At 71.9% G+C, this 12,036-nt stretch carries 8 protein-coding genes and 1 pseudogene; all 9 read right to left on the reverse strand.

Translation table 11 applies throughout. The annotated features are described in order from the left end of the window. Positions 1-28 precede the first annotated feature (28 nt). Complete coding sequence (locus tag ACL02O_RS20295) at positions 29-1,147, reverse strand: IS630 family transposase (protein WP_412819686.1); 1,119 nt, start codon at positions 1,145-1,147, stop codon at positions 29-31. An 87-nt stretch (positions 1,148-1,234) separates the two neighbouring features. Further along, a pseudogene (locus tag ACL02O_RS20300) lies at positions 1,235-1,486 on the reverse strand (transposase); the annotation flags it as partial. A gap of 311 nt (positions 1,487-1,797) precedes the next feature. Further along, positions 1,798-1,995 (reverse strand): hypothetical protein, encoded by a 198-nt coding sequence (locus ACL02O_RS20305; protein WP_412819687.1) that lies wholly within the window; start codon positions 1,993-1,995, stop codon positions 1,798-1,800. Between the two features lie 1,182 nt (positions 1,996-3,177). Then, positions 3,178-4,884 carry a glycerol-3-phosphate dehydrogenase/oxidase gene (locus ACL02O_RS20310; protein WP_412819720.1) on the reverse strand — a complete coding sequence of 569 codons (1,707 nt, stop codon included), beginning with the start codon at positions 4,882-4,884 and terminating at the stop codon, positions 3,178-3,180. Positions 4,885-4,891: 7 nt separating this feature from the next. Further along, positions 4,892-6,397, reverse strand: a complete 1,506-nt coding sequence (glpK, locus tag ACL02O_RS20315; RefSeq protein ID WP_412819688.1) for a glycerol kinase GlpK — start codon at positions 6,395-6,397, stop codon at positions 4,892-4,894. Beyond that, positions 6,394-7,155, reverse strand: coding sequence for a TSUP family transporter (locus ACL02O_RS20320; protein WP_412819689.1), 762 nt, complete (start codon positions 7,153-7,155; stop codon positions 6,394-6,396). The genes glpK and ACL02O_RS20320 overlap by 4 nt, the downstream gene beginning before the upstream one ends. Beyond that, the gene (locus ACL02O_RS20325; RefSeq protein WP_412819690.1) at positions 7,152-8,591 is read right to left on the reverse strand and encodes an NAD-dependent succinate-semialdehyde dehydrogenase; all 1,440 of its coding nucleotides are present in this window, start codon (positions 8,589-8,591) and stop codon (positions 7,152-7,154) included. The genes ACL02O_RS20320 and ACL02O_RS20325 overlap by 4 nt, the downstream gene beginning before the upstream one ends. A 12-nt stretch (positions 8,592-8,603) precedes the next feature. Next, positions 8,604-9,740 (reverse strand): M24 family metallopeptidase, encoded by a 1,137-nt coding sequence (locus tag ACL02O_RS20330; RefSeq protein WP_412819691.1) that lies wholly within the window; start codon positions 9,738-9,740, stop codon positions 8,604-8,606. Continuing rightward, entirely contained in the window at positions 9,733-12,036 is a 2,304-nt protein-coding gene (locus ACL02O_RS20335; RefSeq protein ID WP_412819692.1) for a glycoside hydrolase family 31 protein, read from the reverse strand. Before ACL02O_RS20335 ends, ACL02O_RS20330 begins: the two co-directional genes overlap by 8 nt.

Genomic DNA, 12,036 nt, shown 5'->3' on the forward strand with positions numbered 1-12,036 from the left:
CGTGACCACGAACGTTCGCGGTGTTGGGTCAGGCTGCGCGGGCGGCGGGTTGGCCCCAGCGTCGTTGGCGTTCGCTGCGGATGCGGGCGCGTTCGCGGCGTTGGGCGGCCAGGACGTCGGGGTGGCGGGCGTTGGCGTTGCGCCAGCGCAGGTAGGCCTGCAGTTTCCGGGTCAGGGCGGGATGGTTGGGGTGGTTCGAGCCGGCCATGACGAAGGTGCGTAGCGGCCCGAACTGGGCCTCGATCGGGTTGGCCCAGGAGGCGTAGGTCGGGGTGAAGCAGAGCTCGACCTTGTTGCGGGCCGCCCACTGGCGGATCTTCGAGCCCTTGTGCGCGGACAGGTTGTCCAGGATGACGTAGATCGGCGCCCCGTCCGGACGCGCGGCGCGGATCGACTTGAGGGCGGCGAAGGTGTTCGCGGCGCAATTACGGCATCGGACGGCGCCCCAGAGCTGGTCGTCGCCGACGGAGTAGCAGCCGTGGAACTGCCGGACGCCGTGCAGCTTGTGGTAGTTCGCGGGCAACCTGCGCGGATGCCCGGCCGGCGCCCACCCGGTGCCGGCCTGCGGGCGGATCACCAGGGGCCCGAACTCGTCGAAGGCGAACACCCGCTGCGGGAAGTGGCTGCTCACATGTTCGATCCGGGCGAGTTTGGCGTCGCGCTGCGGGTCGGTGGACTCCTTCCACGTCTTGGTCCGCTGGAAGGTGAGCTTGTGTCGGTGCAGGATCTGCCGCAGCCGTTGCCGCCCGATCCGGATCCGTCGAACGGAGTGAACGCGCAGGTGATCGGCGAGCTTGCGGATGCTCCAGCGGGTGAACGGCCGCCCCAACTTCTCGGGGCGGGTGTTGGCCGTCTCGACGATGAACTGCTCTTCGTCAGGACTGATCTGGCGGGGACGGCCACCCGCCCATCGAGGGTCCAGGCTGGCCATCCCCATCTCGTTGAACCGGTGAATGACCTGCCGGATCGTGTCCTCGCCAGCTTGAACCAGGCGGGCGATGGCCGGCACCGTGTTCCCGCCGGCCGAAGCGAGCACGACCATCGCCCGTCGCAGCCGGATCGGGGAACCGGTTCCCCGGCGGGTGATTCTGAGCAGCTGCTGACCTTCCTGATCACTCAGCCGCCGCACGCGTACAAGATCTGCCACCGCCACAGCTTGACCGGCACAACGCCGCCCGGCCGACAGGCCGCGCGGCGTGTCAACCAACACCGTGAACGTTCGTGGTCACGGCACTAGCAGCATCTCATGCAGCCGCTGCCACACCCCAGCCCGGTTCCACTCCTCCAGGCGCCGCCAGCAGGTCATCCCCGACCCGAACCCCAGCTCCTGGGGCAGGAACTCCCGCTGGATGCCGGTGTGCGGCACGAACAAGATCCCGCACAGCACCTGCCGGTCCGGGATCCGCTTACGCCCCGGATGCCGCGGATTGCGCACGGGTTTGGGCAGCAACGGCTCGATGCGCTGCCACAGCCCGTCCGGCACGATCCACGGCGGCTGCTCACCACGCCTCACGGCCCGACATCGTAGATCATCCTCTACAAGGGGCGGACGGCCTAGAGATCCTTTTGTTAGGAACTCTTTAGTGGAGGGGCGGATGACCTGAGCAGTCCCTCGAAGGCATCCGGTTCCTGGAACGCACCAGGCGCTGGCGAGTTCGCCGTACCCCCACTGCTCTGAACCGCCCCGGGGCAGGTAGAGATCCGAGAAACCCGGGGAACATCAGCCCCGGCGGTTCAGTTCCGCGGCCCGGCAGGGCCGTGAAGGCCCTGCCGGGGTGGTGCGGGTGAGGGTGTTTGTTAGTTGTAGCGGTTGAGGGGGTGAAATTTGTTGAAGGTCCATTCGGTTGGTGAGGACCATCCGTTGGACGGGGGGTTGAAGCCGCCGCTGGTGGTGCTGGGCCAGGTGAACATTCTGACGGTGCCGTTGCTGTAGCCGTGGAGGGCGGCGAGGTCGTCGCGGCCGTCGCCGTTGTAGTCACCGGAGACGATCTTCATGTTGGGGTAGTAGTAGTTGCCGGCTGTGGCTGCCCAGGACTTGACGGGGGCGTTGAAGAGGGGATCAAGCCGGACACCCTCACGACTTTGCCGGGCCCTGCGGCCCTGGGGCCGGCCTCGCTGTGACGCGCCGGATTCTGACGCTCTCCTTCTCACGCCACTGTCGGCGCTGTGGCGGGCAGGAGACGGTCAACCAGGCGGAGGGCGCCTGGCCGCGCCTCGGTTGCCCGCCTGAGCGGGGTCTGAAGACGAATGATGTGTCTCCTGATCAAGGAGTAGGCGCCGATTCCCGGCATGACGACCGCCGTGGATACCGACGACGCGGCGGTGGACTTCACGCCCCGCGAGGTGCTCCTCAGTGCCGAATCGCATGTGTGGTCCTGCCTGGCCGAAGGCGAGGTGCGGGAGATGGGGCGCTTCCTCGCGCCGCGGGAGACTGGACCTGCTCTGACGGGTGACCCGCCGCGGCCGGCGGGACCTCGGCCGATGCATAACTTGCCGGCCTGGACGGCGTGCTCACCGACCTCCTCGCGGAGGCGGACCCGGCGCTGAGTCTCGATGATCGGCTTGGTCGGCCGGCGGGACGACCACAAACGGCAGAGCTTCGTGAACCAGCTCTAACTCGCGCTGTTCGCCTGGATCAAACGCAACCCGGCCGGGACCGTCCGCTCGGTGGCCTGTTTGTCATGGATGAGGCGCAGGCCCTCGCTCGGTCGAGGGCCTCGACCCCCTGCACCGAGAGCACGCTCGCCCTCGCCTCGCAAGTACAGGCTCGGCCTGGTCTTCGCCCCGCAGGCGCCGAAGAGGTTGCACAACCGCGTGGCCGGGAAGGCGGTGACGCAGTTCTTCGGCCAGCTCAACAGTCCCAGGTCGACGGCGAGGGTACTCGCCCGCGACAACGGCAGCGACATCCCGGACATCGCTCGCCTCGGCCGGGCCAGTTCAAGGCCGCCATCGAAGGCGGCTCCGAGCTCAGGAAGGTCCAGACGCCGCTGTGCCTGACGCACCAACCGCGAAGCCCGCAGACTAACGAGGAGGTCATCGACCGGGCCCGGCGGGCCAGTGACCGCAGCCGCGTCGGCGACCGGCCGTGGCGGACTCCACGACCGAGGCCGCCCGGCGCGGGGTGCGTCGTCGGCGTGCGCCCGCACGACGCGCCCCGCGCGGCCAGATGGCCCGCGCTTAGGCGACCATGGTGGTCGGCCGGGTGTCCGGCGCGGCGATCTGGACCGCCTCGGCCGCCGAGTCGTCGAGTTCGACGTGTGCGCGCCGCTCGGCCTCGACCCGGGCCAGGTACGCCTCGATCTCCTCCTCACGCCGCTGCTCGTCCCAGCCAAGCACGTCGGACACGAGGTCGGCGACCGCCCGCGCGGTCTCGGTGCCGCGGTGCCCCTCCTCGATGGAGATCCGCGACCGGCGGGCCAGCAGGTCGTCTAGGTGGAGGGCGGACTCGTGGGTGGCGGCATAGCGGAACTCGGCCCGCAGGTAGCGCTCGGCGCCGGGCACCGGCAGCAGCAGCGACGGGTCGTCCGCCCCGGCGGCCAGCACCTCGCCGATCAGTGAGCCGTACCTGGCGAGCAGGTGCCGGACCGTCCAGGTGGGCAGCCCGTGACGCTCGGCCAGGAGCGTGACTTGGTTGCGCAGCGCCGGATATCCTTCCGCCCCGAGCAGCGCGATCCGGTCGGTGACGGTCTTCGGCAGCGGCCGGTCGAGGTCCACCGCCGCGGCATCCACCGCGTCCGCCGCCATCACCCGGTACGTCGTGTACTTGCCGCCGGCCACCGAGATCATGCCCGGCTGCGTCCGGGTCACCACATGTTCCCGGGACAGTTTGGTGGTGTCCTCGCTCTCCCCGGCCAGCAACGGCCGCAGTCCGGCGTAGACGCCCTCGATGTCGTCCCGCGTCAGGGGCGTGGACAGCACCTCGTTGACGTGCCCGAGCAGGTAGGAGATGTCCGCCTCGGTCGCCGTCGGGTTTGCCTTGCCCAGCTCCCACGATGTGTCGGTGGTGCCGACGATCCAGTGCGCACCCCATGGGATGACGAACAGCACCGACCGTTCGGTGCGCAGGATCAGCCCGGTGCTGGAGTGGATCCGGTCCCGGGGCACCACAATGTGCACGCCCTTGGAGGCGCGGACGTGGTACTGCCCGCGTCGACCGGCCAACCGGTGTAGCTCGTCGGTCCAGACACCGGCGCAGTTGATGACCACGGTCGCCGATACGTCGTGGTGCTCGCCGGTTTCCACGTCCCGTACCCGGGCGCCGATGATCCGGTCGCTGGACCGGCGGAACTCCACCACCTCTGCGGAGTTGAGCACGGTGGCACCGTAGCTGGCCGCGGTGCGCGCCACGGTCAGCGTGTGTCGTGCGTCGTCGACCTGGGCGTCGAAGTAGCGGATGGCCCCGACGAGGGAGTCCGAGCGCAGCGACGGGCACAGGCGGCGGGCGGCGGTACGCGACAGCTGCTGGTGTCGGGGCACCGAGCGCTTGCCGGCCATGGTGTCGTAGAGGGTCAGCCCCGCGGTGACGTACGGCCGCTCCCACACCCGGTGCCGCAGCGGGTAGAGGAACGACACCGGCGTCACCAGGTGCGGCGCGATCCGGGTGAGCATCAGCTCCCGTTCCCGCAGCGCCTCCTTGACCAGCGAGAAGTTCAGTTGCTCCAGGTAGCGCAGGCCGCCGTGGAACAGCTTGCTTGACCGGGACGAGGTGCCGGCCGCGAAGTCCTTGGCCTCCACCAGCGCGACCTTCAGGCCCCGGGTGGCCGCGTCCAGCGCCACCCCGGTGCCGGTGACTCCGCCGCCTACCACAAGGATGTCGAACTGCTCGGAGCCGAGCCGCCGCCAGTTCGCGGCACGTTCCGCCGGTCCGAGCCGGGCCGTGTCAATCATGTGCCTACCTTCCGCTCCAGTTCAACGATCGATTGACGGCTTCCCGCCAGGTGACCCGCTGGCCCTCCCGCCAGGCGAGGTCGCGCTGCGGCGTGAAGCGGGCACCCGGGCGCCAGTGCCGGCGCAGCGTGTCCAGGTCCGGCCACACCCCGACGGCGAGGCCGGCGGCATACGCTGCCCCCGCCGCGGTCGTCTCGATGTTCTCCGGCCGCACCACCGGGATGCCGAGCTGGTCGGCCTGGATCTGCAACAGCAGGTCGTTTGCGGCCATGCCGCCGTCCACCGGCAGCTCGTCCAGCTCCATCCCGGTGTCCGTGCGCATCGCCTCCAGCACGTCGCAGGTTTGCGCCGCCGCCGCCTCCAACGCGGCCCGCGCCAGGTGCCGGCGGTCGGCGTACCTGGTCAGGCCGACGATGGTGCCCCGCGCGTCCGGGCGCCAGTGCGGCGCGAACAACCCGGAGAACGCCGGCACCACGTATACCCCGCCGTTGTCGTCAACCTGCCGGGCCAGCACCTCGACCTCGTCGGCGCTGCTGATGACGCCCAGGTTGTCGCGCAGCCAACTGACCAACGCGCCGGTGACCGCGATCGAGCCTTCCAGCGCGTACACCGGATCGTGGCCGGCCTGCTGGTAGGCGACCGTGGTGATTAGCCCGTGCCGCGACGGCACTGCGTCGCCACCCGTGTTGAGCAGCACGAACGAGCCCGTTCCATACGTGTTCTTCGCCTCGCCGGCGGCGAACCGGGTCTGCCCGAACAGGGCAGCCTGCTGGTCACCGAGGATGCCACCGATCGGCACGCCGGGCAGCGGGCCGTCCGGGTCCCCGTGGCCGAGTGTCCCGATCGACGGGCAGATCTCCGGCAGCATCCGCGGTGGCACCCCGATCTCGGCGGCGATGTCGACGTCCCAGGAAAGCGTGGTCAGGTCCATCAGCAGAGTGCGGGAGGCGTTCGTGCCGTCGGTGACGTGCCGCCCGCCCGAGACACCGCCGGTCAGATTCCACACCAGCCAGCTGTCCACCGTGCCGGCAGCCAGTTCCCCCCGCTGCGCCGCGTCCTGGGCACCGGGCACGGCGTCTAGGATCCAGCGGATCTTTGGCGCCGAGACGTACGTGCTCAGCGGCAGCCCGGTGCGCGAGCGGTAGCGGTCCGCGCCGGCCGGTCCGGCCAGCCGGCGGCACAGCTCGTCGGTGCGGGTGTCCTGCCAGACGATTGCCCGGTGCACCGGACGTCCGGTCCGGCGGTCCCACACCACCACGGTCTCCCGCTGGTTGGTGATGCCCACGGCGGCCAGGTCGGCCGGGGTCCGGCCGGCCCGGTCGAGCACACCGGCGATCACCGCGCAGGTGTTCGCCCAGATCTCCTCCGGGTCGTGTTCCACCCAGCCGGGCCGGGGAAAGTGTTGCCGGTGCTCGACCTGTGCCGTGGCCGTTGGCCGGCCGTCGGCGTCGACCAGCAGCGCGCGGGTGCTGGTGGTGCCCAGGTCGAGGGCGAGGACGAGGTTTCTCACAGCTGGACCACACCCTTTCCGACGGTGATGGCCGCGCCGGCGAGCGCGAGGATCACCACGGCCTGCCGGGCCCGCTGCGCGGGCACTCGGCCGGCCAGCCGGTCACCGGCGACGACGCCGACGAGCAGCGCGGCCCCGACGGCCACCCACCCGGCGGGGGGTAGCGACGGCGGCGCGCCCTTGGCCGCCAGCGATGCGGCGCCGAGGGCGGCGAAGACCAGCTGGGCGGTGGCGGCGAAGGACCGTTGCGGCCAGCCGGTGGAGATCGCGTACACGGTGAGCGCCGGGCCCCCCACCCCGGCGGTGACGTTCATGAAGCCCGAGCCGGCCCCGGCCAGCAACGCTCCTCGCCGGCCGCCGGTGGCTGCACCGGAGGTCTCGCCGGGCCGACGGAACCGGGCGGCGACGAGCACGGCGGCCAACGCCAGCAGCACCAGCCCGCCGACCAGCACGGCCAGCAGTGGAGCGGCCAGGTGGCGGGCCACCCACGCGCCGGCCGGTACGGTCAGCAGCGCCGGCACCAGCAGCCGTCCGGCCCGGCCGGTGTCCACGTCGCGCCACACCTGGACGAGCACCACCAGCGCGGTGACCATGCCGCACGCGTTCACCAGGAGCACCCCGTTGAACGGGTCGGTGAGCAGCACGATGAACGGCGACGCGACCAGCGCGAACCCGAGCCCGGTGATGCGCTGAGTGCCAGCGCCGACGAGGACCGCGGCGGTCAGTCCTGCCAGATGTCCAGCGGTCACGGCAGTCACGGGCGCCAGGCGAGGTACCGCACGTCGGTGAACTCGGCCAGCCCTTCGGCGGCGCCCTCCCGGCCGATCCCGGCCTGTTTGACCCCGCCCATCGGGGCGTACGCCACGGACGGCAGTGGGTCGTTGGCACCGAGGATGCCGACCTGCATGCGGTCCGCCATCCGCCAGATCCGGCCGGCGTCGCGGCTGTAGACGTAGCCGGCCAGGCCCACCTCGGGCACGTTGGCCATGGCGAGCGCCTGCTCCTCGGTGCCGAACCGGAACACCCCGGCGGCCGGGCCGAACACCTCCTCCCGGGCCAGGCCCATCTGCTCGGGCACGTCGGCCAGCAGGGTCGGCGCGAGGTAATGGCCACCCGTCGGCACCGCCCGGTCGGCGGTGAGCCGCCGGGCGCCGGCCGCGAGCGCCTCGTCCACCAGCGCGGTGACCGCCGCCACCCGGTCGGCGTCGATGACCGGGCCGAGGTCCGGGCAGGGCTCCGCCGACCCGTCGCCGATGGTCAGGGCGTCCAGCCGTGCGGCCAGCCGGTGCGCGAACTCGTCGTACACCCGCTCGTGCACCACGAATCGGTTCGCCGCCACGCAGGACTGCCCGGTGTTACGGGTCTTCGCCAGCACCGCGCCCTCGACGGCGGCGTCGAGGTCCGCGTCGTCGAAGACCACGAACGCGGCGTTCCCACCGAGTTCGAGCAGAGGGCGCACGATCCGGCGGGCGGCACCGGCCATGATCTGCCGGCCGACCCCGGTGGAACCGGTGAAGGTGACCACCCGCACCGCCGGATGGTCGAGCAGTGCCCCGGTGGTCTCCGCCGCCGGCCCGTGCACCAGATTGACCACCCCGGGGGGCAGGCCCGCGTCGGTGAGCGTGCGGATCAATTCGGTGATCGCCAGCGGTGCCTTCTCCGAGACTCGAGCCACCACCGAACAGCCGGCGGCGAGCGCCGGGGCCAACTTGCGAGCCTGGATCGAGCAGGGGAAGTTCCACGGGGTGAGGCTGGCCACCACCCCGGCCGGCCGGCGCAGGGTCAGCTGCCGCCGGCCGGGCTGTTCGCTGGTGAGCAGGTCACCGTGCGGACGCCGCGCCTCTTCTGCGAACCAGCGGAAGTACTCGGCACTGAAGGCGACCTCGGCGAGCGCCTCAGGCAGCCGCTTGCCTGACTCCCGGGCGAGTAGTTCACCGATCGTATGCTGGCGTTCATCGATCAGCTCCGCCGCACGTCGCAGCAGGTCGGCGCGGGTACGAGCCGGCGCGTCACCCCATTCACCGAGCGCGGCCGCGGCGGCGTCGGCGGCGGATCGCGCCCAGCGCCGCGCGTCGTCGACGTCGCCCCACCCGATCCGGCCGACCACGCTGCCGTCCGCCGGGTTGGTGACGTCGAGGTGCTGGTCGGGGCTGTGCCAGGTCCCGTCGATGAGCATGGTCCCCGGGCTGTTCACGAGGTTCCTCCTTCAGCCGATGAGCAGATCGGGTCGGGTACGGCCGGCGACGGTGACCGCCGGCCACTCGGGGTCGTGCACCAGCGTCTGCGGCCCGTCGGCGACGACCAGGCAGGTGTCCTCGACCTTCCAGCCGCCACCGGACGGGTTCCACGCCACCACGCTGTGCTCCGCGATGACGTCGGTGGCGCCCGGGTGCGCGGGGTACTCCCGGGGCTGCCAACCGGAGAAGCCGCCCTGGTGGTGGCGGTGCCACTCGGTGGGCGAGAAGCCGTGCGCCGGGTAGCCGCCGGTGCCGGCGGTGAACGCCTGGCCGATCCGGGCGCCGACCCGGGTGGCGTCGAGGAACGCGGCCTCCACGTCGAGCAGCCGCCGGTAGGTCTCGCGTCGCACGACGTCGGGCGGGGCGAAGCAGCGGATCCGGGTGACCGAGGCGATCAGGCCGTCGCGCCGGGCGCAGCAGACCAGCATCACCTGGTCGGTCATCGTCGCGGTGGTGGGCAGCGGGTGGCGGTGCCGGTCGCCACGCCCGTCGGCGGCCACGAACAGGGCGACCGGATCGAGCTCTCGCACCAGCAGTTCCTCGGCCAGCACCGCGGCGGCGGCGTACTCGGTCATGCCGGGCCGGCACCGACCGGCGGCCACGGTCGTGGCCCGCGCCGCGTCCGCGCAGACTCCGGCCAGCGTCTGCGCCTGGCCGGGAGTGAGCTGGCGGCGGGTGGCGGCGATCTCCGTTCGCACGTCGGTCATGCCGGCGACCGGCCGGTCCGACCCGACGGTCGGTCCCACCGGCAGCGCCGAGGTCCGCTGCGACCACCAGGGCAGCACGGCCCAGTCCAGCGGTACGCCGACGAGTTCGGTGTCGCGCAGCCGGGGCGCCTCGATCGAGTTGGTCACGGCGGTGAGCCGGGCGCCCCCGTCGTGCGGCTCCACCACGATGTCCATGCAGGACGTGTCGAGGGTCTGCGGGACGTGGCTGCGCGCACCGGTGAGCCAGCTGATCGTCGCCGGTTCGCGCAGCACCAGCGTGTCCAGGCCGCGCACCCGGGCCAGCGCGGCGAGCCGGGCGAGTTTCTCGGCGATGTCACCGGTGTGGGCGTCCACCCGGCCCGACTCGTCGGGGCGGGCCGTCGTCGGTCGCTCAGTCATGGCGGACGATCTCCGTCCGGATCGGTTGCCCACCGGTCGCGGTCACGCGAGTCTCGCGGATCGACACCGTCGTGTCGGTGCCGTCGAAGCCGGTCAGCCGCGCCTCGCGGTCGCCGGTGCCGTAGACGTGCAGGGTCCACGGCAGGCCGACCAGGTCGTCGGTGCGCCGGAACCGGTCCGGCAGCTCGATGCGGGGCAGCACCGCACCGCCACGCACCAGCACCGGCATCCGCTCCAGCGGCACCACGGTGGTGTGCCATCCGGGGCCGGGGTAGCGCTCGCCGGTGAGCAGGTCGAACCAGTCACCACCGGGCACATGGAACCGGCGGGGGACAGCCGCCTCACCGTCGTCGAAGATCGGCGCGACCAGCAGGTCGGCACCGAGCAGGAACTGTCCGTCCAACCCGGCGGCTACCGGGTCGTGCGGGTGGTGCAGCGCGTACGGGCGCAGCATCGGCCAGCCCTGGGCGGCCGACTCGGTGGCCACCTGCCACAGGTATGGCAGGAGCGAGTAGCGCAGCCGGATCCAGTCGCGGCTGATTGCCAGTGCCCGTTCACCGAACTGCCAGGGCTCCCGGGGCCGCAGCCCGTGCGCCCGCATCAGTGGTGAGAAGGCGCCGAGCTGGGTCCAGCGGACGTACAGCGCCGGGGTGAGTTCCGGGCCGAAGAAACCACCGATGTCGTGGCTCCAGAAGCCGGGTGCGGACAGCGCGTACGACAGGCCGCCGCGGACGGTCGCGCGCATTCCGGCCACGGTGGACTCGGCGTCACCACCCCACTGGCCAGGGTAGCGCTGCGAGCCCGCCCACCCGGATCGGCCCCAGACCAGCGGCGCACGGCCGGTCCGTTCGGCGATCACCGCGCTGACCGCGCCGTTGTAGCGCAGCGGGTAGAGGTTGTGGGCGTGCTGGGGCGGGGTGCCGTCGGCCAACGCCACGTCGTCCGGCAGCCCCTCGCCGAAGTCGGTCTTGAACACCGCGACCCCGTCGGCGAGGAAGTCGGTGTGCAGGTTCTGCCACCACCGGCGGGCCTCCGGGTTGGTGAAGTCGATCAGTGCTCGGGGTCGGCCGTCCGGCGTGGGTGTGCCGCGCAACCGGGCGATGTCGCCGGCGGTGTCCCGGACGAGGTAGCCGCGGTCCTGCGCCTCGACGTACCGGGGGGAGGCCGGGTCGAGGTAGGGCAGCTCCCAGACCGACAGCCGGCACCCGAGCCGGTCCAGCGCCGCCACGAACTCGGCCCGGTCACCGAACCGATCGGTGTTCCAGATGAAGTCGGTGTTCAGCCGGTCCACCACCAGCCAGTCCGGATCCAGGTGCAGCACGTCGCAGGGTACGTCGTGCTCGGCCATGCCCCGGGCCACCTGCTCCATCTCGGCACGGGAGTGGTAGCGGCAGCGGCCCATCCAGTAGCCGAACGCCCACAGCGGCGGACGGGGCGGTCGGCCGGTCAGCGCGGTGTAGTCACCGAGCCGAACGCCGGGGTCTGGGTCGGCGCAGACGTACAGGTCGAGGGCCTCGTCATCGGCGGTGAGGGCCAGCACGCTGGGTCGGGTGTGCCCGACGTCCGCGGTGACCGTCGCGCCGGTGTTGAGAAAACCGGTGTAGCCGGCGGTGGAGTGCCACACCGGTACCGGCTTGTACGCCCTGCCGGTGCCGGTGCCGAGCGCGTCCTCGACCCGCAGCCGCAGGTGCTGCCCATTCTTGACCAGCCGTCCGAACTGCTCACCGAAGCCGGTGATCTCCTCCTCGGGCCCGAGCTCGCAGTGCAGCGTGGTGCCGCCGTCGCCGTCGGCGAGCACCGGGGGCGCCATCGGGAAGCCGGCCACCTGACGCAGCCGTTCGGCGGTGCGCAGCACGGTGCGGCCGTCGGCGCCGAGCACCTCGATCGCGAACGGGAACCGGGTGAGCCGCACCCTGACCGATCCGGTGTGGACGTTGACGTGGCCGTCGTCCTCGGTGATGTCGGGCTCGACCGGCTCCGGGCACGCGTCCGTGACGATGCCCAGCCAGGTCGCCTCCTCGTCCCACACCCGCGCGCCGTCCGGCGCGGCCGTGATCCGGACCGTACGGGGTCCGGCGACGGACACCCGGACCCGCCAGGGCCGGCTGCTCAGCGGCGGCAGCCGCAGCTCGGGCAGGTTGGGCATGGTGGTCTCCACGCCCTGGTCGGTGACGGGCTCCCCGGTCAGCCAGCCAGGGGTGCCGGGCAGCCGTACCGCCGGATGGGCGTCGACCTCCAGCAGCACCGATGCGCCCTCCCGGCGGACCGCGCGGACCCGGCGAAGGATCTCGGTCAT

This window comes from Micromonospora mangrovicola (genome assembly GCF_047200535.1).
In the GTDB taxonomy this organism is placed as follows: Bacteria; Actinomycetota; Actinomycetes; order Mycobacteriales; family Micromonosporaceae; genus Micromonospora.

Coding starts and splice junctions, on each gene's coding strand:
- ACL02O_RS20305 (WP_412819687.1), bottom strand. CDS start 1,995: ATGAAGATCGTCTCCGGTGACTACAACGGCGACGGCCGCGACGACCTC.
- ACL02O_RS20330 (WP_412819691.1), bottom strand. CDS start 9,740: ATGACTGAGCGACCGACGACGGCCCGCCCCGACGAGTCGGGCCGGGTG.
- ACL02O_RS20335 (WP_412819692.1), bottom strand. CDS start 12,036: ATGACCGAGATCCTTCGCCGGGTCCGCGCGGTCCGCCGGGAGGGCGCA.